The following is a 20,105-nucleotide window of genomic DNA, read 5'->3' on the forward strand; positions in this document are numbered from 1 at the left end:
CCCCGAGGGCGCGCGCATGAGCCCGAACCTGTCCGTTCTGAGCGCGGGCACCGAGCTGTGGAGGTGCCATGAGACCGCCTACGCCTGCACCGAGTTCAACCCGAAACCCGCGCACTCCTTCTTCGGCGGCAACCGCTTCGACGCCACCGCCGAGGACCGGTACGGGTATCTGTACGCGGCCGTGGAGCCGACCACCACCCTGGCCGAGGTGATGCTGCGGGACATGGAGTTCACCGGGCCGGAGGGACGGCGTCAGGTGCCGTGGGCGCTGGCGGCCACCCGCTCGCTGTCCAAGGTGCGGGTGACCGAGGATCTGACCCTGGTACGGCTGGTCGGGGAGGAGGACCTGGCCGCGGTGTTCCAGACCTCCTGGCTGCTGGAGACCGACGACTACGCGCAGACCCGCGCCTGGGCGCGGGAGATCCGGCGCCAAGTGCCGGGCGCCCATGGGCTGATGTGGCAGTCGCGGCGGCACCGCCCGCACCCCGCCCTGGTGCTGTTCGGCGACCGCTGCGGGGAGGAGCCGCTGAAGGCGGTGCCAGGACAGACCCACAACCTGGGCACGTTCGAGGGGGCCAATGTGGCCAACCGGCTGCTGGCACCGCTGCGGGCGGTCGTCATTCCGCCCGGTATGCGGACATGAGCGCGCGGGGCGGCACGGGGGTTGCCGCCCCGCGACACCGCCCGGCACCGGCTCAGCCGGTGCCGGGCCCCGGTCCGTACAGCCGTACGGTGAAGCTGATCCGCAGCCCGAGCCGCAGCTGGTCGCCGTCGCGGACGGGGGTGCGCACGCCCGCCGCGATCCGGGCGCCGTTGAGATATGTGCCATTGCGGCTGCCCGCCTCGGGCTCCTCGGCCCAGGCGGTTCCGTCCGGCTCCACCGTGATGGACACATGGCGCCGGGAGACCTTGTTCCAGCCGGCGAACGCGGCGGCGGTCCGCGGCGCCCAGTCCGCGTGACGGCCCAGGCGCAGCGGAGGGCCCGGGCCGTGTCTGAGCTCCAGACAGGGCTCGGAGCAGACCAGCAGCACATGGGTGCGGGCCCGGCCGCAGGACGCGCAGCGGGTGTCCCTGGGGGCCACCGGGGCACGGCAGTTCCAGCAGGGCGCGGACACTTCGACGCCGTCCGGGCCCGGCGCGGGCCCGGACGGGGAGGTGGCCCGGGGATCCGGCTCCTGGGTCTCGTGCGCCTTCTCCGTCCGCTCCGCTTCCGGTGGTTGTGATGCCTCCGGCGGGCGCGACGGCGCTTCCGCTTCCTCGTCGTCCGGTTCGCGCCACCACCCCGGGGGAGCGGTTCCTTCGCTCATCGGCCGCCGCCCGGGCCGAGGCCCTCGGCCCCGGTGCGCACCGCCCGCAGGTCCAGCGCCACCGTGCCGTCCCCTACGGGCCGCACACCGGTGACGGTGACCGCCGTGCCCGCCAGCCGCTCCTGGTCGAACAGCGCCCGTGCCAGCGGGTTGATCAGATGCGTCTCCAGCAGCATGCCGATGCCCCGGCCGCCGTTGTCGACATCCGCCGTGCAGTAGGTGGACAGCGCCTGATGTGCCTCGTCGGAGAGGCGCAGATGGACCCCCTGCTCCTCCCGCAGCACCCGCTGGATGTTGCCCACCTGCGAGTCGAAGATCTCGGCGGCCACCTTGGCGTCGATGTAGTCGAAGACCACCACATTGCCACCGAGCCGGTTCATCAGCTCGGGGCGGCCGATCTCCTCGACGAAGTGTTCCTTCACATTGGCCAGGATGATCTCCTCCAGCTGGTGGTACGGCATACCGGGCTCGGCCACCCGCCCTTCGCGTCCGCCGCCCTCGCCGGTCCGCTTCCTGACCCCGAGGTTGGAGGTGAAGATCAGCACGCATTCGCTGAAGTACGTGGTGACGCCCTGCCCGTCGGTGAGCCGGCCGTCCTCGAGCACCTGGAGGAACTTGTCGAGCACCCCCTTGTCGGCCTTGTCGATCTCGTCGAACAGCACCACCCGGAAGGGGTCGTTGCGCACCGCCGTGGTCAGCTCGCCACCCGCCTCGTAGCCCACGTATCCCGGCGGTGCGCCGAGCAGCCGGTCCACCGAATGCGGTGCGGAGAACTCGCTCATGTCGAAGCGCAGACACGCGTCCTCGGTGCCGAACAGCAGCTTGGCCACCGACTTGGCCAGCTCGGTCTTGCCGGTGCCGGTCGGCCCGGCGAAGAACAGCACACCGCGCGGCCGGCTGCCGGGGTGGGACGCCTGGGCGCCGGAGAGGCCGAGCGCCGCGCGCTTGAGGATGTCGAGGGCCTTGCCGACCGCCTTCTCCTGGCCCTTCACCCGGGCCCGCAGGTCCGCCTCGCCCCGTTGGATCTGCTCGCGGATGTAGTCCGCCTGCCACGGGTTGTCCTTGACGCCGAGCTGGTAGACCCGGACCGCGTCCCGCATCTCGGCGAACGACAGCCCGCGGTCGAGCGCGATCCGGGCGCTCTCCCGCATCGCGCGCAGGGTCAGCCCGGCGGTGGCCCGGGCGAAGGTGTCGATATCGTGCTCGTCCGGCCGCCGTGGCTTGCCCAGGCTCACCGGCCCGTCGTCCTCGGGTGCGGAGGCGGCGGTGTGCTCCTCGGCCAGCAGCTCGGCCATGCGCCGCCTGCCGCCCAGATCGGGCAGTGGGATGCCGATGGTACGGACCCGTTCGCTGCCCGCGACCAGCCAGGTGGGCAGGTCGCGCTCCCCGTCGGCGAGCCAGATCACGGGGTTGAACAGCCGCCGTCCGCTTCCCGGGGAGGGGAGCGGCCGGGCGTCCTCGGCCAGCTTCAGGCAGTTGAGGAAGAAGTCCCGCTCCGGATCGCTGAGCCGGGTGACATCGGTGGGGATCCGGGCCGCGTAGTCGATCAACAACACCACCCGGTAGGGCTGTTGACGCTGTGCGGTGTCCGGGCGGGGCCGGCCGTCCGGTGTCTTCGGTTGGCGCCCCTGCTGCTTCCAGCCGGTGACGATGTCGCGCAGGGTCCGCTCCGCGTCGGCCAGGTGGACGGGGGTGTCGGCGCGCCGGGCGCGTCCGGGCCTGGCCGCGTCCCGCCCGTGCAGCAGCTCGCGGACCTCCTTTGCTGCCGGGCCCGCGACGGCGGTGAAGCCGTCCGCGATGTCGAAGCGGATCAGCGCCTCGTACCCCTCCTGCCACAGGGCGTTCCACAGCACCTCGGTGAGGGTGTGGTGGGCGTCGTATCGCCGCTCGGGACCGCCCTCGTCGGGGTTCTTGTCATGGCGGACGAGGTGGATGTCCCGGATGTTGCCGTGCAGGACGTACTGGGACTGGACGCCGAGCGTGCCGACCAGCTCCTCGGCGAAGGCCGGGAGCCTGCGGTCGCCGCGGCCCGGGGACATCACTGACTCGGTCATGACTGTGTCTCCTGGTCACGGCGGCGGACCTTGGGTCCGGTGCGGTGGTCATGGCTGGGCCGGGCCGCCGTGCGCGGGGCCAGCCGCGCGGGTGGCTCGTCGAAGTCGAACGGCATGCTGAGCCCGGCGCGTTCGGCCAGTTTCCGCAGCTCCTCCAGATGGTCGGGGGCCTCGGCGCAGCGCCGCCAGTCGAGGTCCAGGTCGTCGTCGGTCTCCTCACCGGGGTCGCGCTCACGGTGCATGGTGGAAACGCGGGCGGTGCCCCGGGTGTCCAGGCTGATGCGGAGCCAGTGCTCGTCCCCCCAGCCGGGCGGGGTCCAGTCGATGATCTGCACCGCTCCCGAGGTGGTGTATCCGGCCGTCTCGGGCTCCGAGTGCCGGACCGCCGCGCGGATCACCTCCGTGGCGTACATCCGCTGATACGCGTCGACCCGCTCGCCGACGCGGGCCGCGATACGGACCCGCTCGGCCTCCTCCAGCGTCCCGCCCTGGTGCAGAAGCCGCTCCAGGACGGCGATCTCGGCCGTGGCGTCGGGCAGGGGCACGGGGGTGCCGGGGTCGGCGCGGAGGAAGGCGAGCTGCTGGGCGGCCCACTCCTCGGTCTCCTGCCGTCGCTCGGCGTCGCGGGTCACCCGCTCGGCGAACCGGGCGGCCTCACGCAGATGGCGCTTGGCCGCGGCGGGCCGCCGGGCGGCGACCTCCGTGGCGACGGCGACCTTCTCCTCCACCAGCCGGTAGTCGGCCACCGACACCTGACGCGGAAGCATGGCCAGCAGGTCCCCGCCCAGCCGCAGCACCTCCTCCTCGGTGAGGTCCGCGATGGGGGCGGTCGGCGGTTGTGGCAGCGAACCGCGTGCCTCGGTTTCGGTGGCCGCCTCCTCGTACGCCTCCAGCGCCTTGCGGCGGCGGGCGCGCAGCTTGGCGTGCCAGCCGGTGCTCTCGGGGTGCGCTCCGGCCACCGGACGGGCCGCGGCCTCCATCGTGGCGCGGGCGTACGCGGCCTCGGCGTGGCGCAGCCGGCAGTCGGTGTCGGCGAGCCGTCGCCACGCCTCCTCCAGGCTCAGGCCCGTCAGGGCCAGCGGCGGCGGCAGGTCGGGCGGTTCAGGCGGCCCGTCGGGTCCTGCGGCGGTGGCGACCCGCCGTATCCGCGCCCGGAGCGCGTCGATGCGGGCGTTGGCCCGTACGGCGGCGAAGGCGGCGTCCCGCCAGCACTCGGCGGCCTGCTTGGCGTTCAACTGCTGCCTGCGCAGCTCGGCCTGGGCCTCGGCGGCGCGGATGGCGGCGGCCGCGAGCACCTGCGCCCCGGCCATGGTGGCGCGGCCCACGAGCAGCGCCCCGCTGAGCGAGCCGAGGCCGATCAGGGCGGGCACCATCAGGTCGTGCAGCTGGTCCATGGCCGCGTTCACCGCGTGGCCACCGGCGTTGTGCACGGCGTCGGCGATGTGCTGGCCGGCCTGTGTGCCCAGGTGATCCGACACCCCGGTGCCCTGGACCGCCTGGTGCGGCACTCCGGTGTTCTGGACGGTGTCCTGCGCCGTGCTCTGAACGGTGTGCTGGATGGTCTCGGTGGTCGGAGGCGGGGGGAAGTACACATCCGGCATCACATCGCCGATGCTGGGAATCGCCTGTCCCGAGCTCATACGGCCCTCCCTGACGTCGGCGGGGCGGCCGCCCTCCGGCCGCCGGGGTGGAGTCGGCCGCGCAGCTCCGCCACATAGCGGCGCCAGCACCGCGTCCGGTGCCAGGTCCACCAGAGCAGGACCGCCACCGTGGCCACCGGCCACACCCAGGGCGCGTAGGCCACGGTGGCCCACAGCACGGCGATGACCGGGAGGATCAGCAGGCCCTGGACGGGGAAACGGGAGCCGGGGCGGCGGATGAACCGGGCCACGGGGAGCGCACGGTCGATCAGCAGCCCGGCCAGGGAGCGGTCCGGATGGTAGCCGGGGCTGCCGATGCGATACGCGGTCCACAGCTCAAGTGCCAGGACGGCGGCGGCCGCCGGGACGGCCAGCATCCACGCCGTCACCACGGCGCGCTGGGCGGGCCAGCCCACCAGATCGCCCAGGCCGATCACGAAGATCCACGGGAAGACGAGGCCGACGGCTCCGCCGAGGGCCCAGCCGAGGGTGGGCAGCATGTCCTGTCTGCGCACCCACAGCGTGGCCACGTCCAGATCGCGCTCCTGGCGGAGCAGAGCGCGCTCATCGTCCAGCCGGCCCTGTGTCTCCGAGGACTCCTGCTCGGCGAATCCGGCCAGCCATTCGGCCAGTTGCGTCCGCACCAGGTCATCGGGGTCGCGCACCAGCCTGCCGTACCAGGCCACCTGCTGTGGCAGCGTGTCCTGAACACGGGCGATCCGCTCCTGGAGCCTGCGCCGGTGCGCGGTAGGGGCCGCGGCGAGGGACAGCAGGACGGCGAGCCGGGAGCGGTCGAGCCGGGTGGCGGCGCGCACCTCGGCACGGCGGTCGCGCAGCCAGGGCGAGGCGTGGAGCACCTCGTCGACGGTGTGCTGCCAGCGGGAGCGGGCCGTCAGCCAGCGCTGCTGCACCTCGGCGAGCCCCTCGCCGCCGGGCCGTGCGTCCAGCAGCGGCAGGATGGTGTGGTCCCGCAGGTCCGCCACGACGGAGAGGGCGAACTCGTCCCCGCGCACGGCCTCCCGCAGCAGGTCCTCCAGCCCCGCGTGGTCCATCGGCACCCCCCGGTAGGACGCGTCGAGGGTGGGGCCGAGCCAGGAGATCAGCCGCACCATCGTGGCCGGCTTCGGCTCACGCGGCGGAGCCGCGGCGTACTGCGGCTCCAGGAGGGCGAGCAGCGCCGTCAGTTCCTCGCCGTCGCGGTCCGCGGCGCCCTCGAACTGGCGTAGCCAGCGGGTGAATTCGCCGCGGCCGCGCCGCCGGGAGAGAAGCTGCCGGGCGGGCCGCCAGTTCTCGCTGAACGCCCTGGCCAGCTGCCTCGGCCGGGTGTAACGGCCATCGAGGAAGGCGAACGGCTCGATGTCCGGGTCGCCCGCCGGGTCCGAGGCACCGGGGGCCGTGCCCGGCTCCCAGGGCGCGGCCGGCGGCGAGCCGCCCACCAGCCACTGCGCCACCTCGTCGGTTCCCCAGCGGTGGTCGGGGTCCCGGGTGAGCAGCCCCCAGCACAGCAGCCGCAGCCGGTGGTCGGTGACCAGGGACAGATCCGGGGCGCGCGAGCTGATCTCCTCCCGGACGAAGTCGTTGTCGGTGAACCGGATGGGGTGACGCCCACCGGCCATCTCGGCGACGATCATGCCGAGCGACCACCAGTCGGCGGGCGGGTGGATCAGCTGGTGGCGCAGCGACGCCTGCGGGGACATGTAGAGGGCGGTGCCGACCCAGCGCTCGTCCCGGGTGTAGCGCTCGGCGGGCTCATGGGCGGAGACGGCGAAGTCGACGAGGGCGAGGTCCGGGGCGGCCGGGTCGAGGCTGCCGAGCACGATGTTGGCCGGGCTGATGTCCCGGTGGACGATGTCCAGTTCGTGCAGGGTGGTGAGGGCCTCGTGCGTCTGCCGTACGACGCTGTGGATGAGCACGGGGTCGGCCGGGCCCGGGTTGTCCCGCAGATATCCGGCGAGGTCGGTCTCGCCGTAGGAGGGCGCCAGGTCGTACGGATGGCCGTCGGCCCCGGTGTCGCTGGTCTCGGTGAAGTGGGTGAGATGGCGGCGTGGCCGGTCCCGCAGCCGCTCCCACACCCGGCGGTCCGGGGCGTGGCCGCGGTGGTACCACTTGAGGATGTGGCTGCCGCGGTCGTCCTCGACGCGGTAGACGGCCGCTTGGTGCGGATGGTCGGGGCGGCGCAGCACGGCCCTCAGCCGGAACCTGCCGCGCAGCGAGACCGGCAGCGTTCCGGTGTCCCCGCGCAGGTCGCGACCCCCGTCCGCGGCCTGCGCGGAGGCCGCCGAGGGGATCTCGTCCTCGGTGGGCCCGGCAGTCGAGGCGCCCGCCGACGGGGGCGGCTCCTCGTGTTCGGTGGGCGGCGGCCCGGTGTCATGGGCACGCCGCGGCTCTTCGGGCTCCCCGCGGCTGTGGTGGCTGTGGTGGTTCTGGTGATCCCTGTGGTCCCTGTGGTCCCTGTGGTCCCTGTGGTCCCTGTGGTTCTGGTGGTCCCTGTGGTTCTGGTGGTCCCTGTGGTTCTGGTGGTCCTGGTGGTCCCCTTGGCCTTCGTGAGGCGTGTTGTTCCCGCGGTTCGCCGCGTGGTCGTCGTGGGTCGCGTATTGCCCGTTACCCCCGTAAACCCCGTAGTCCTCGTCGTCCTCGGATTCCGTGGGGGGCGGTTGCTGGTGCGGATGGGTCACAAAGGTCACCTCGTAGGCGTGCGGGCGGCGTTGGCTTCATCGCGGCGATGACGGCGACCGCGGTCGCCGGGCCGTGGATCAAGAAAGCGGAGCCATGGAAATCGGAAATCTGTTCCAGCATGGGCGAATTACCGGCGGTACAAAGCCCCGCAGGGCACGGCCGCCGGAAGACCGATTTCCTCTTTCTCGACCGGTCGCTAGCCTGGTGACCATGAGTCAGGAGCCATTTGCGTCAAATTTGCCCACATACGATCAACTCCTGGAAGAACTCAAAAGCATACGCAGACCCGGACTCCCGGATCTGCGCAGAACCGATCGGCCGACGCTGCGCGCCGCGGCCGCGGCGGCCGGCCTCTGCGATGGCTCCGACGACGCCCCGGCCGGTATCGAGGCGCTGCTCAAGGAGGCGGTACGACGGCTCGGCGAGCGGGATCTGCTCGGCCAGGCCGCGGCCCATACCTTCGGACTGCTCCCCGACCGCCGGGGCGCCCCCGCCCATGACCGCCGTAAGATGGCCGCCGCCGTGTACGGAGTCACCTCCGAGCGGTTCCGCAAACAGCAGGAACCGCAGGTCATCCAGCAGCTCGCCGAGGCCGTGCTGACCGTCCTGCGGGAGCCGCCGCCCTTCACGGGAGGAGGCGGCTCGGCGGGGCGGAGCCCCGGACCGGACACCGGAGCACGGAGTTCCGGCGGGCCGAACGCGGCGGGGCCGAGCACGATCGCGCCGAGCGGCAGGATCGGCCAGGAACCTCCGCTGCGGGTCGACGCCGTGCCGGTGGACGCACGGAGCACGTTCACCCTCCATGTCTCGCCCATCGAACTGCTGCGGGACATCGAGGTGCTGGTCTCCTCGGAGAACGTCTACCTGGAGATGTCCAAGACCTTCCGCCCCACCGTCTCCGGCGCGCTGCGCCTGGCCGCCGCCGTACGCGACCCCGCCGGGGAGATCGTCGACGATGTGCTCGCCCGCGAACTGGCCGCGTGGCTGCGCGCCCACGGCCGCCCGGGGCTGCCGATCCGGCCGGGCACGGTGGTGCCCACCTCGCCGGGAGCGCTCGCCGCGCGCGGCGTCCGGCGGATCTACCACGCCGCGGTGGCCACACCGCGGGACGATACGTACGAGGTCCGCCCGGAGAGCATCGCCCGCGCGGTCAGCGCGTGCTTCGCGCTCGCCCGCGCGGAGCGCGACCGTTACGAGCCCGCCCTGTCCTCGATCTGCTTTCCGCTGCTCGGCGCGGGCCGGGGCGGTCTGGCACCGGCGGTGAGCGCGACCTGGCTGCGCTGGGCGATCCGCGACGAACTCGCCCGGGACTCCCGCTGGCGGGTGCATCTGGTGGTCCGCAACCGGGAGATAGCCGAGGCCGTCGGCGCACTGTGACCGCGACCGCAGAGGCCACCGCCACGGTGGCCACCGCCGCCGAGCACCCAGCCATACGGACCACAGCCGCAGAGACGGCAGCCGCCGAGACCACCGCCACAGGACCCTCTGCCACAACGGCTCCTGCCGCAAGCACCACAGCCGCCGAGGCCACCGCCACAAGGTCCGCTGCCGCAGAAGCCCCTGCCGCACAGATCGCAGCCGCCGAGGCCACGGCTTCCGGGGTCGCGGCGCGCCCTGCCACCCGAGCGGGCGCCCCCGCTCAGGGGCGCCAGCTCGCACCGGTGAGGGCGATCCCCGCCCGCCGCAACCGACGCTCCAGCTCGACCAGTTCGCCGCGCCGCGGCACTCCGTAGAGCCGCACATCGCCCTCCCCCTCGACCACCTGTAGACGCGGCCCGCTCTCCGTCCGGGCCAGATGCTCCTGGTAGCGCGCCCACCCGCGCGCCGTACGCGGCCGTATGCGCTGGTTCGCCGAGCCGCGCCACACCAGCGCGGTGGGCTCGGCCACCCGGAAGCGTCCGGTCACCAGCGCATCGGCGTGGCGGACGGCGGCGGAGCGCGCCGCGTCACGCTCCACTTCGTCCTCCTCGTACCCCGTGTAGAGGAGGATGTCGATCTCACGGCCTGCCGCCGGGCCGCCCGGTGCCACCGCCTCCGCACGGGCCCGCACCGCCCCGGCCAGCAGGGCCTCCAGAGCAGCGGGCTGGTCGAGCGGCTCCCCACCGCTGACCGTCAGCCCGTCCGCGCCGCGCGTCAACGCCTCGCGCCACAGCCCGAGCAGGGACGACACCGTACGAGAGGCGCCGCCCCGTGGATCCCAGGTGTGCCGGGACATACAGCCGGCGCAGGCCAGTCCGCACCCCTGTGACCAGATGGCCAGGCGCCGCCCGGGACCCAGGGTCTCCACCGGGAAGTGTGTCTGACTGATCCGGAGCGTGGGCTCTGCGCGCTCTGGGACGTTCTCCACCGACCCATCTCCTATTCCCCCGAGGTCGTGTTCCGAGATCCATGATCAAAGACGCCAGGCCCCCGGAACCGTTCCAGTATGACCCGGCGTCAGGCATCTACGAGGGCGTTCTCCGGTTGACTTCCGGGCGTTTTCAGGAGCGGGCCCTATGGGGAGCATTCCCGGGTACCACCTCACCGATACGGTCTGACAGAGAATCCAATCGACATCCACATCGACATCCACATCGGCATCGACAACGGCATCCACATCGGCATCGGCTACATCGGCCGCGAACCCTTTGCGGGAGAAAGCGGAATACCACTGTCCGCAATGCGGCTGTCCGGTGCGGGAATTTCCGTACCGGGGAAATCGGGGGATCCATTTCCATGATCACATCTGACAGTGTCAACGGGGTGGTGCGCCGCGGCAGGCTCGGCCGTACCGCCCGCTTCGCGGCCCGCTGGCGGGGCAAGCGCGACGGCGCGCGCGGCGTCCCCCGCATCGTGCTCCCGGAGCCGTCCGGGGAGCAGCGGAGCAAGACGCCGCCGCCCATCGAGCCACCCGCTCCCGAACTGCTCATCACCCCTTACGTGATGGAGGTGCGGACCGGCGTCCGCCGGACCACCGAGCAGATGCGCTCCGCCCTCATCGGGCGGGAGCACGCCCTGCTCAGCAGGTTGCGCGCCGAGTCGGTGCGCGTGGTCACCCAGTACGACGTCCGCGAGGACCCCCGGCCCGCGGCGCTCGCGCGCTACGGCCACTGGGTGGGTCAGTGGCGCACCAGCGTGGACCGGTGCCGATCGCATGCCCATGCCGTGGTGGACCAGGCCAATCAGCGACTCGCCTGCTACTGGGACGCGGTGCGCGAGACCCACCCCCAGCTCTCCCGCCTCCCCCGGCGCCCGCCCGGGGACTGGCTGCCCGGCCGAGTGGAGCTGGACCGGTCCTGGTACCAGCCCGACGTCTGGCTGCTGGCCGACGACGACAGCACGCGGACGGCCACCTCCCGGGCGCTGCACATACTCGAACGGCAGAACACCGACCGTGTCGACGGGAGGACCGCGTGATGACCGTCCACACTCCCGCTCCGGAGCGCCCGGCCGCCCGGCGGCACGGAAACCGGCGGCGCGCGCTGCCCGCCGCGCTGGTGCTCGCTCTCGCGGCGGCCGCCACGGCCTGTGGCTCCGACGAGCCGTCACGCTACTCGCAGACATGTGGTGTCGTGGTCGACGGCTCCGGCTCGGCCGACGCCTCCCGGACCGGCTTCGACGCGGAGGCCAAGCTCAAGGCCACCCTCCAGACGTTCCTGTCGGACAAGAAGTGCCGCAAGACGTCCTTCGCCCCCATAACCAAGGTTTCCGAGGCGTCGAAGTGCCAGGTCAGCCCGCTCGACCTGGACCCGGACACCTCGAAGACCGCCGACCGCGAGCGGACCCGCACCGCCATGCGTGCCGTCGCCCTCTCCAACGCCCTGAAGCTGCTGCGCTGCGCCCAGAAGGAGGAGCCCGGCTCCGATGTGCTCGGCGGGCTGTCGCGCATCGCACTGTCCAAGCCGAGCGGTGACGACGCGTCGTTCGACGTCCTGGTGGTCAGCGACTTCGACCAGGGCGACACCGACTTCCGGCTCGGGCGGCAGGACCTGTCCACCGCCACCAGCCGCCGGACCGTCATCGACGACTTCCTCAAGTCGCACGGCAAACCGAAGCTGTCCGGCGCCGATGTCTACCCGGTGGGCTACGGCATGAAGTACCACACCGACACCTCCCGGTACGAGCAGTTCAACGCCTTCTGGACGGAGCTTCTGGAGGGGAGGGTCAAGGCACATGTCAACACCACCTATCGCCGGTGACGACCAGACGCCGCGCCGGCTGAGGCCGCGCCGCCGCAGGGCCGACGCCGACCGCGGGCGCCGGGGCGGGCGGGCATCCGCACGGCGGTTTCCCGATGGCGCCCTGCCGCAGCCCGAGCCCGTCGCGTCGGATGTCATCCGGGCCGGTGACAGCACCTGGCTCCGGGACCGGGCGCGCAAGCACGGCGCGTCGGCGGCCACCCGGAAGGTCTTCGACCCCTGGGTCCTGGCCGGCCCGGACCGGGTGCCCTACTTCGCCGAACTGGCCAGTCTGCGCAACCGGGTCAAGCACCGGCTCGCCGAGGAGCATGCGCGAGCCGAGGAGGACGGCGCGCTGGAGGCAAGCCGGGTCAGGGCGGCCGCCACCGCGGCCGGAGAGCGGCTGGAGCGGGCCGGGCAGCGGCGGGTCGTCCTGGAGCGGCAGCAGACGGTCACCACCGCCCAGCTGGACCGGCTGGCGCGGCGGGCCGACCGGTGGCAGACCTTCCGCGACACCGTGCGGGGCGGTTTCGAGCGCCGGTGGCTGCGCGCCCGTATGCCTGCCGACGGCAGCGACGGGACCGACCCCGGACGGCAGGGCGCCACCCGGCGCGAGGACGAGCCGGAGACCACCGGCCACGCCAGCTGGCAGGCGGTGTCCGAACCCGATCCGGTGGCGGAGGCGGACGCGGCCGACCGCGCCCTGTCCACCAGGGCGGCGTGGGAGGGCGCGGCGGCGCGCCCCGGTATGCCGCGCTGGATGAAGCTCGGTGTGCTGGCCGCGCTGGTCGTGGTGGAACTGCCCGTCTACTACTCGGTGTTCGAGAATCTGCACGGTGTCGGGCGCTTCGCCGATCTGCTCTCCTACAGCCTCATGGTGGCCGTGGCGGTGGCGATGATCCTCGCCCCGCATATCGCGGGCTGGATACTGCGGCGGCGCTCCGCCACCGGTGCGGTCCGGCTGTCGGCCGTGCCCGCCCTCGCCCTGTTGGGCGTCTGGGCGTACGGCGCCTGGGCGCTGGGGGATCTGCGGGCCAAGGTGGCGTTCCGGGAGGAGCCTCCGCTGGATCTGCCGCCCGATGTGGCCGCGGACGTGGGCGACAGCGTGCGCAACCCGCCGAGCCTCCTGGAGTCCCTGCATCTGGACGCGCAGAGCGTGACCTGGATGTTCGTCGCGCTGCTGCTGCTCTCCGGCGGGATCGCCTTCCTGATCGGGCTGGGCGAGGAGCATCCGTATCTCGCGGCGTACCGGACCACGGCCGAGCGGCTGCGGGAGCTGGAGCGGGACATGGAGACGGATCTCGCGGGTTCCGAGCGTGCCAAGGAGGCCGAGGCCACCCTGGGTGCCCGCGCGGAGGCCCGCCGCGCGGCCCATGAGGCGCGGCTCTACGCGGTCGACGATCTCTACGAAGCCGCAGCCCACGCCTATCTGGACGGGGTGGCCATGGAGTCCAGCGATCCGGCGGTCACGGAGGCCGCCATGCGACTGTCCAAGCAGTGGCCGCTGCTGCCGCGCTGAGCGCGTGCGGCACACCGGAAGCACACGGAAGACCCACGGGGGTGGCGATGGAGCCGACGGCACCGGCACAGTACGTACTGATCACTCAGTGCTTGCAGAACGACTTCTTCCTCAACCTGGACTGCCAGTTGTCCCTGCCGGACAGCGCCGTCTCCAAGCTGCTGCTGGACAGCGAGAGCGGTGCGTCCCTCCACACGGAGGGCCACCGCAGGGTCTTGTCCGAGTCGGAGCTGCGCCGTTCGCCACTGGCCCGTTTCCTCGACGCCACCGTGGGCTCCCGTACGCGCGGACACGGGGACGGGGTTCTGCATCTGATCAACATCCGTGACTGGCATGTCCCGGGAGAGACGTACGACCTGGAGCGCAGGCAGTACGGGGCCCATTGCGAGGCCGACACCTGGGGGGCGGCGTACGTCGACGGGCTCACGGACCTGCTGGCCCCGGATGAGTACGCGCCCGCGGACGGCGAGGGCGGCTGGGGCGGGAAACTCCATGTGCACCATGTGCGGTCCAACACCCTCTTCGACTTCCAGCACAGCGCCGGCGGACGTCCCGACCTCAGCGAACCGGCGCCGCTGACCACACTGCTGGACGGTCTGCTGGGCGATGGACGTCAGGAGACGACGCATCTCGCGGTGGTCGGCGTCCTCACCGATATCAAGGTGCAGCTGCTGCTGACCGGTATCCGCTCCCGCTACGACGTGCGGCAGCTCGTCGTCTCCGACGCGCTCACCGCCAGCAGGACCCTGGAGCGCCATCTGACGGCGCTGGACTTCTGCCAGCGTGTGCTGCGCACCGAGGTGATGATCGGCCTGGCGGAGCTGGCCCGTTTCCTGGGCTCCCGGCCGGACGACGACCGGCTGTCCCGTGGCGGGGACGAGGAGTTCGTGGGCTACTCCTCATACATCCAGGACAAGCAGGGCATCCTGTCGTACGAGGACGCCAGGATGCGGGACTATCGCATCCAGACCTCGGAACGCCTCCGGCGAACGCAGCACACGGTTGGCTTCGCCAGCAAGTTCCTGCTGGGGCTGGGCACCTGTCTGCTGGCCAGCGCCCTCGTGCTGTCGCTCGTCGGCGTCTTCCTCCCGGGCCGTATCGGGTGGCAGAGCCCCGCCGTGCTCGGGGCGCTCGGGGTGGGGCAGATCGTCACGTTGTTCTTCACCCGGCCGGTCAGATCGGTGCAGGACGCGCTGGCGGAGGAGACCATCTACCGGATGATCCTGGAGAGCCGCAGCCTGAAGGTGGCCCTGGCGCGGTTCCACATCACCACGGCCACCGCGCTTCGACGGCATGACGATGTGAACGGCCAGTCCGACGCCCTGGCACGGCAGTTGGAGATCCTGGAGAAGATCGACACGGCCGACTTCGAACGGCTGAAACAGCTGGGGGTGACCCCGCGGGCCGAATCGTCCGGGACGGGGCGGCCCCGCAGAAGAATCCGCTCACAGGTTTCCTGAACACGTCGGCCTGCCGGGCGGACGGGCGCGTGTGAAGCGGGCGCCTTCCGAGCAGGCACCTTCCGCGCGGGCGTCTCCCGAGCGGACTTCTTCCGAGCGGGCGGGCCCGTGTGCGCGGGCCCGCCCGCCCGTACCTCCGCCGCGGCCCCGCCGTCAGACCTGGACCACCGGTGTCTGGAGTTCCGTGACCCATTCCGCACGGTTCTCCGGGCACTCCAGGGTGATCTCCCGGGGGTAGCCGGTCGACCGGTAGCCGTTGCCGTCGATCCAATGGGCCAGGGCCTGGGCCGTGGGCACCACGGCGTCCATCGGGCCGCGGTGGACGATGGTGGCGGCGTGGTCGATGGGCGGCAGATCGAGGATCCGGAGGTCATCGCCGTCCCGTGGCGGGGCGGACACCTGGACGGAGGCGTGCACACTGATGGCGCCGCCGCCTTCCGGGGCGTCCTCGTAGTACGCGACACCGGGCCCCGTCGGGGTGATGCCCGCAGCGTCGAGGCGCCGGAACAGCTCCTCGTAGAGGGGTGTGATGACCGGGCTGATGTCCTGCGGGTCGAAGCTGGCGGCGGTCGCGGTGAGCTCCGCCACCCGCACCGCGGGGACCCTCTTGATGACGACGTCGTCGGTGGGCATGTGCCCCTCGCTTTCGATCGACCGGAGCCTCGCCTCGACCTGCACCAGCCGTGCCGCCACGGCTTCCACCGTGGCTTCCAGCTCGGCCCGGCGCAACCGCAGCATGCCGCGCAGCTCCTCGGTGCCGACCTTCTCGTCCACGATGTCCCGCACCTGCTGGAGGGTGAAGCCGAGCTCTTTGAGCGCGATGACCCGGTTCAGGCGGCTGAGCTGGGCGGCCGAGTAGTGGCGGTAGCCGGTGGCGGGGTCGACATGGGCCGGGCGCAGCAGTCCGATGGCGTCGTAGTGGCGCAGCATCCGGACCGAGACACGGCCGTGCCGGGCGAAGTCTCCGATGGTGAACATGATGTCTCCGAGTACAGCGCCTGACACGGTGTGAGGGTCAAACCCCGTTCAGGTTCTACATTCGACGACGGGGAACTCCCGGTCAAAGGCCCCGGCGGTCGCCACGGCGCCTACCGGGGCGGAGGGGGCCGCCTCGTATGTCCCGGCCACGTCGTAAAACCATCGGCCGGACCAGCAGTCGCCGATCAGTCCGGCAGTCCCCTGGCCAGCAGCACGGCGCCGTGCAGTGAGGACAGCCCGCCCAGTCGCGCGGGCCGGACCGGTGGCGGTGGATGGCCGGGGCGCCCCAGCTCCGCCGTCCGCTCGGCCACCATCGCCACCAGCTCCGGCATCGCCGCGGCAAACCCTCCGCCGATCAGCACGAGCGAGGGATGGAGCAGTTCGCATACGCCGGTCACGGCCGCGGCCAGGGCCCTGCCGCTCTCCCGCAGCGACGCCACCGCCCACGGCTTTCCGCCGCGCACCGCCTGGCGCAGCGCGGTGAAGGTCACCTCCTGGCCCCGTCTCCGCGCCGCCCTGCGCAGGGTCGCCGGGCCCGAGGCCGCCGCCTGGACGCAGCCGCGCCGGCCGCAGTCGCACAGCGGTCCGTCGCGGTCCACGACCAGGTGGCCGACTTCGCAGGAGCCGCGGCCCACACCGGGCACGGGTTTCCCGTTCAGCACGATGCCACCGCCTATCCCGGTGCCGACGCCGAGGTAGAGCAGGTCGGGGCAGCGGGCTTCGTGTGCTTCGGCGAGGGCGGCCAGATCGCCGTCGTCGGCGCAGCGGACCTCGGCGTGGCCGAAGAGGGCGGACAGCGCGCCGCGCAGATCCACTCCGGCCCAGCTGGGACGGCCGGGCCAGGCGGTGACCGTGCCGGTGGCGTCGAGGGTGGCGGGCATCGCGACCCCGACACCTGTGAGCCGCTCGGGTCGGCCCGCACACAGCTCCCTGATGTGGCGCGCCAGCAGGTCCAGATCGCGGGTGGCGCCACCGGACGTGGACGTCATGGCGTCCGTACCGTCCGGCTCGGGCCAGCGGAAGGAGGATTCGCTGATACCGAGGTCGTCGTGTTCGAGGCGCAGCGCCACTTTGGTGCCGCCGACGTCGATTCCCAGATGACCGATGGTCGCCTCCCGGCTCGTCAGCCTTGGCTCGTCAGCCCTCGCGGTGTGGGGTGGCGGTGGGGCGGGCGCTCAGTCCGGCACCTTGTCGAGCAGGGCGCGGGCGGCGAGCCGGTAGCCCAGGGCGCCGAGCCCGAAGATGACGCCCGCGGCCAGCGGCCCGGTCACCGACTCATGGCGGAACTGCTCACGGGCCCAGACATTCGACAGATGCACTTCTATCCAGGGCCGCGGATAGTTCGCCAGTGCGTCCCGAAGACCCCATCCGGCCATCATAAGCGCGGCCGGATTGATGATGGCACCGACCGTGTCGTAGTTCCCCTGAATGGTCTGGATGATCTCCGCTTCGCCATCGAACTGGTAGGAATCCACTTTCCAGCCGCGCCCCGCGACCTCTTCCCCGACCCAGCGCTCGATGTCCTGAAGCGTATCCGTGCCGTAGATCTCGGGCTGGCGCTTGCCAAGTATGCCGAGATTCGGTCCGTTCACCAACAACAGCCTGCTCAATGGGCACCTCACCCTGTGGGGTCGACTGAATTACAGCGACTCATCACGGAAGTGCATTTATAGCACGGCACCCTTGGCCTCGACATGATGACTTCGCCAACCGCGTTTTTAAGGGGGATATAGGGGGGCCCTGAGGGGGAATGACGTTTCCCCCGCCGTCCGGTTAGCGTGCTAATGCGTCCGCCGCGGACCCGCCTCCATAACGAATTAAGGGAGTAGGGAATTCATGAGCAATGATGTGCGACTGCGATCCGAGCTGCCCGCATGGCCGCAGTACGGCGACGAGGAGCGCGAGGCCCTCATCCGGGCTCTGGATCAGGGGCAATGGTGGCGTATCGGGGGCGGTGAGGTCGACGCCTTCGAGGCGGAGTTCGCCGCGGCCCATGGGAGCGAGCACGCCCTGGCGGTCACCAACGGGACGCATGCGCTGGAGCTCGCCCTCGAAGTGCTCGGGGTCGGCGCCGACTCCGAGGTGATCGTTCCCGCGTTCACCTTCATCTCGTCCTCGCAGGCGGCTCAGCGGCTGGGCGCGGTGGCCGTGCCCGTGGACGTGGACCCGGACACGTACTGCATCGATCCCTCGGCGGTCGAGGCGGCCATCGGCCCGAAAACCCGCGCGATCATGCCGGTGCACATGGCGGGCCAGATGTGCGACATGGACGCGCTGGGCAAGCTGTCCGCCGACTCGGGGGTGCCGCTGATCCAGGACGCGGCCCATGCGCACGGTGCGCGGTGGCGCGGTCAGAAGGTCGGTGAGCTGGGCTCGGTCGCCGCGTTCAGCTTCCAGAACGGAAAGCTGATGACGGCCGGTGAGGGCGGCGCCGTGCTCTTCCCCGATGCCGAGATGTACGAGAGGGGCTTCGTCCGGCACAGCTGTGGACGTCCGCGCACCGACCGCGGCTACTTCCACCGCACCTCGGGCTCCAACTTCCGGCTGAACGAGTTCTCCGCATCCGTACTGCGCGCCCAACTCGCCCGCCTGGACGGCCAGATCACCACGCGTGAGCAGCGCTGGCCGGTGCTGAGCCGGCTGCTCGCCGAGATCCCCGGTGTGGTACCGCAGTCGCGCGACGACCGCGGTGACCGCAATCCGCACTACATGGCGATGTTCCGGGTGCCGGGCATCACCGAGGAGCGCCGTGCGAAGGTCGTCGACACCCTCATCGAGCGCGGGGTGCCCACGTTCGTCGCGTTCCGCGCGGTCTACCGTACGGACGCCTTCTGGGAGGTCGCGGCGCCGGATCTGACGGTGGACGAACTCGCCCGCCGCTGCCCGCACTCCGAGGCGCTCACCCGCGACTGCCTTTGGCTGCACCACCGGGTGCTGCTGGGCAGCGAGGAGCAGATGCACGAAGTGGCCGCCGTCGTCGCCGATGTGCTCGCGGGCGCATGAGCGCCCCGTCCATCGGCGAGCCGCCGATCAGGACCGCCGTGGTGGGGCTGGGATGGGCGGCCCGCTCGATCTGGCTGCCCCGGCTCCGCCACAACCCCGCCTTCACCGTGACCGCCGCGGTGGATCCCGACGAGCGCGGCCGCGCGGCCGTCGCCGAGGCGGAGGGCATGGACCGGCTGCCGGTGCTGGCGGCCGTCCACGACCTCGACCCCGCCGAGGTGGACCTGGCGGTGGTCGCGGTGCCCAACCATCTGCACTGTGCGGTCGCCGCCGAGCTGCTGGCCAAGGGCATTCCGGTGTTCCTGGAGAAGCCGGTGTGCCTGACCTCCGAGGAGGCCGAGCGGCTGGCCGAAGCGGAGCGCTCCGGCGGCGCGATGCTGCTGGCCGGCAGCGCGGCGCGGTACCGCGCCGATGTGCGCGGGCTGTACCGGATCGCCGCCCGGCTGGGCCATGTCCGTCATGTCGAGCTCGCCTGGGTGCGGTCGCGCGGCGTGCCCGACCGGGGCGGCTGGTTCACCCAGCGGTCGCTCGCGGGTGGCGGGGCGCTGGTCGACCTGGGCTGGCATCTGTTCGACATCGCGGTTCCGCTGCTGGGCACCGCCGCGTTCCGGCACGCCATCGGGACCGTGTCCTCCGACTTCATCGTCCAGCGGTCCTCCCGGGCCGCGTGGCGCGGCGACGACGGCGACGGCCCGGCGCTCCTGGGCGCCAACGGGGGTGCCACCGATGTCGAGGACACCGCACGCGGATTCCTCATCACCGACGACGGCCGTTCGGTTGTGCTGCACGCGAGCTGGGCCTCGCACGAGGAACTGGACACCACCCGGGTGACGATCGACGGCAGCGCGGGCAGCGCCACCCTGCGCTGCACCTTCGGATTCAGCCCGAACCGCCTCGAGAAGTCCACCCTGACCCGTACCGTCGACGGTACGACCCGGCCGGTGGCCGTACCCACCGAACCGGTCGGCACCGAGTACGACCGGCAGCTCGACATGCTTCCCGCGCAACTGCGCGACCCGGCCGGGCGGGGCCGGGTGATCGATGAGGTCCGCCGGACCATCGGTGCCATCGAACGGGTCTACGCCTCGGCCCGGATCCACCGGGAGGTACGGGAGTCGGCGTCGGTGTGACCGCACCGGCCGACCGCCCCGCCGCACCGGCACCGCTCCCATCCGCCCCCTCCCTTCCCTCGCCATCCCTTTCGTCGTCTTCCCCTTCTCCGGACCACGTTCTTTCGGACCACGTTCTTCGGACCGCGTTCTTCGGACCGCACCCGGGACCCGGACCGGCGGTCCGCCGTACCGGCCCGCA

16 protein-coding genes are annotated in these 20,105 nt (G+C 72.0%); 8 read left to right on the forward strand and 8 right to left on the reverse strand.

Features of this window, described 5'->3' with window-relative positions:
• Positions 1-16: 16 nt before the first annotated feature.
• Positions 17-643 (forward strand): RES family NAD+ phosphorylase, encoded by a 627-nt coding sequence (locus AB0E24_RS30465; protein ID WP_069867921.1) that lies wholly within the window; start codon positions 17-19, stop codon positions 641-643.
• Between the two features lie 52 nt (positions 644-695).
• Here AB0E24_RS30465 and AB0E24_RS30470 read toward each other — a convergent pair whose 3' ends face one another.
• From AB0E24_RS30470 to AB0E24_RS30485, 4 genes are read right to left on the reverse strand one after another with little or no spacing between them, the layout of a single operon-like run.
• Positions 696-1,307: an FHA domain-containing protein gene (locus AB0E24_RS30470; RefSeq protein WP_283887835.1), complete on the reverse strand. Its 612-nt coding sequence runs from the start codon at positions 1,305-1,307 to the stop codon at positions 696-698.
• Positions 1,304-3,361 (reverse strand): AAA family ATPase, encoded by a 2,058-nt coding sequence (locus tag AB0E24_RS30475; protein ID WP_359381771.1) that lies wholly within the window; start codon positions 3,359-3,361, stop codon positions 1,304-1,306. The genes AB0E24_RS30470 and AB0E24_RS30475 overlap by 4 nt, the downstream gene beginning before the upstream one ends.
• Positions 3,358-5,001 (reverse strand): hypothetical protein, encoded by a 1,644-nt coding sequence (locus AB0E24_RS30480; protein WP_359381774.1) that lies wholly within the window; start codon positions 4,999-5,001, stop codon positions 3,358-3,360. Before AB0E24_RS30480 ends, AB0E24_RS30475 begins: the two co-directional genes overlap by 4 nt.
• Complete coding sequence (locus tag AB0E24_RS30485) at positions 4,998-7,676, reverse strand: serine/threonine-protein kinase (protein WP_359381776.1); 2,679 nt, start codon at positions 7,674-7,676, stop codon at positions 4,998-5,000. Before AB0E24_RS30485 ends, AB0E24_RS30480 begins: the two co-directional genes overlap by 4 nt.
• A gap of 211 nt (positions 7,677-7,887) precedes the next feature.
• On the opposite strand from AB0E24_RS30485, the gene AB0E24_RS30490 reads away from it, so the two are divergent.
• Positions 7,888-9,054 (forward strand): macro domain-containing protein, encoded by a 1,167-nt coding sequence (locus AB0E24_RS30490; protein WP_359381779.1) that lies wholly within the window; start codon positions 7,888-7,890, stop codon positions 9,052-9,054.
• 262 nt (positions 9,055-9,316) lie between these two features.
• Here the strand turns inward: AB0E24_RS30490 and AB0E24_RS30495 are convergent, their stop codons facing one another.
• Positions 9,317-10,024, reverse strand: coding sequence for a 4Fe-4S cluster-binding domain-containing protein (locus AB0E24_RS30495; RefSeq protein WP_347234723.1), 708 nt, complete (start codon positions 10,022-10,024; stop codon positions 9,317-9,319).
• 368 nt (positions 10,025-10,392) lie between these two features.
• Between AB0E24_RS30495 and AB0E24_RS30500 the strand changes: the two genes are divergently transcribed.
• Genes AB0E24_RS30500 through AB0E24_RS30515 form a run of 4 tightly spaced genes read left to right on the forward strand, consistent with a single transcriptional unit; the run spans position 10,393 to position 14,813 of the window.
• Positions 10,393-11,073 (forward strand): hypothetical protein, encoded by a 681-nt coding sequence (locus tag AB0E24_RS30500; protein ID WP_069867638.1) that lies wholly within the window; start codon positions 10,393-10,395, stop codon positions 11,071-11,073.
• A complete protein-coding gene (locus AB0E24_RS30505) occupies positions 11,073-11,855 on the forward strand; it encodes a hypothetical protein (protein WP_359381783.1) in 783 nt (260 codons plus the stop codon). Before AB0E24_RS30500 ends, AB0E24_RS30505 begins: the two co-directional genes overlap by 1 nt.
• The gene (locus tag AB0E24_RS30510; RefSeq protein WP_359381785.1) at positions 11,830-13,353 is read left to right on the forward strand and encodes a hypothetical protein; all 1,524 of its coding nucleotides are present in this window, start codon (positions 11,830-11,832) and stop codon (positions 13,351-13,353) included. The genes AB0E24_RS30505 and AB0E24_RS30510 overlap by 26 nt, the downstream gene beginning before the upstream one ends.
• 47 nt (positions 13,354-13,400) lie before the next feature.
• Positions 13,401-14,813, forward strand: a complete 1,413-nt coding sequence (locus AB0E24_RS30515) for a hypothetical protein (protein ID WP_359381788.1) — start codon at positions 13,401-13,403, stop codon at positions 14,811-14,813.
• 153 nt (positions 14,814-14,966) lie between these two features.
• Here the strand turns inward: AB0E24_RS30515 and AB0E24_RS30520 are convergent, their stop codons facing one another.
• The 3 genes from AB0E24_RS30520 to AB0E24_RS30530 all read right to left on the reverse strand — a co-directional run bounded on the left by AB0E24_RS30520 (position 14,967) and on the right by AB0E24_RS30530 (position 17,401).
• Positions 14,967-15,791, reverse strand: coding sequence for a MerR family transcriptional regulator (locus tag AB0E24_RS30520; protein WP_174884363.1), 825 nt, complete (start codon positions 15,789-15,791; stop codon positions 14,967-14,969).
• A 185-nt stretch (positions 15,792-15,976) separates the two neighbouring features.
• Complete coding sequence (locus tag AB0E24_RS30525) at positions 15,977-16,918, reverse strand: ROK family protein (protein WP_359381840.1); 942 nt, start codon at positions 16,916-16,918, stop codon at positions 15,977-15,979.
• Between the two features lie 48 nt (positions 16,919-16,966).
• Positions 16,967-17,401, reverse strand: a complete 435-nt coding sequence (locus AB0E24_RS30530; RefSeq protein ID WP_359381792.1) for a type II 3-dehydroquinate dehydratase — start codon at positions 17,399-17,401, stop codon at positions 16,967-16,969.
• Between the two features lie 226 nt (positions 17,402-17,627).
• Here AB0E24_RS30530 and AB0E24_RS30535 point away from each other — a divergent pair, with 226 nt between their 5' ends.
• Together AB0E24_RS30535 and AB0E24_RS30540 are read left to right on the forward strand one after the other, a co-directional pair.
• Positions 17,628-18,794: a DegT/DnrJ/EryC1/StrS family aminotransferase gene (locus AB0E24_RS30535; protein ID WP_099012597.1), complete on the forward strand. Its 1,167-nt coding sequence runs from the start codon at positions 17,628-17,630 to the stop codon at positions 18,792-18,794.
• Positions 18,791-19,924: a Gfo/Idh/MocA family protein gene (locus AB0E24_RS30540; RefSeq protein WP_359381795.1), complete on the forward strand. Its 1,134-nt coding sequence runs from the start codon at positions 18,791-18,793 to the stop codon at positions 19,922-19,924. The genes AB0E24_RS30535 and AB0E24_RS30540 overlap by 4 nt, the downstream gene beginning before the upstream one ends.
• The last annotated feature ends 181 nt before the right edge of the window (positions 19,925-20,105 follow it).

It is taken from the genome of Streptomyces malaysiensis subsp. malaysiensis, from assembly GCF_040653035.1.
Lineage (GTDB): Bacteria > Actinomycetota > Actinomycetes > Streptomycetales > Streptomycetaceae > Streptomyces > Streptomyces malaysiensis.

Coding starts and splice junctions, on each gene's coding strand:
- AB0E24_RS30475 (WP_359381771.1), bottom strand. CDS start 3,361: ATGACCGAGTCAGTGATGTCCCCGGGCCGCGGCGACCGCAGGCTCCCG.
- AB0E24_RS30535 (WP_099012597.1), top strand. CDS start 17,628: ATGAGCAATGATGTGCGACTGCGATCCGAGCTGCCCGCATGGCCGCAG.
- AB0E24_RS30465 (WP_069867921.1), top strand. CDS start 17: ATGAGCCCGAACCTGTCCGTTCTGAGCGCGGGCACCGAGCTGTGGAGG.
- AB0E24_RS30500 (WP_069867638.1), top strand. CDS start 10,393: ATGATCACATCTGACAGTGTCAACGGGGTGGTGCGCCGCGGCAGGCTC.
- AB0E24_RS30515 (WP_359381788.1), top strand. CDS start 13,401: ATGGAGCCGACGGCACCGGCACAGTACGTACTGATCACTCAGTGCTTG.
- AB0E24_RS30490 (WP_359381779.1), top strand. CDS start 7,888: ATGAGTCAGGAGCCATTTGCGTCAAATTTGCCCACATACGATCAACTC.
- AB0E24_RS30510 (WP_359381785.1), top strand. CDS start 11,830: ATGTCAACACCACCTATCGCCGGTGACGACCAGACGCCGCGCCGGCTG.
- AB0E24_RS30480 (WP_359381774.1), bottom strand. CDS start 5,001: ATGAGCTCGGGACAGGCGATTCCCAGCATCGGCGATGTGATGCCGGAT.
- AB0E24_RS30540 (WP_359381795.1), top strand. CDS start 18,791: ATGAGCGCCCCGTCCATCGGCGAGCCGCCGATCAGGACCGCCGTGGTG.
- AB0E24_RS30520 (WP_174884363.1), bottom strand. CDS start 15,791: ATGTTCACCATCGGAGACTTCGCCCGGCACGGCCGTGTCTCGGTCCGG.
- AB0E24_RS30505 (WP_359381783.1), top strand. CDS start 11,073: ATGACCGTCCACACTCCCGCTCCGGAGCGCCCGGCCGCCCGGCGGCAC.
- AB0E24_RS30470 (WP_283887835.1), bottom strand. CDS start 1,307: ATGAGCGAAGGAACCGCTCCCCCGGGGTGGTGGCGCGAACCGGACGAC.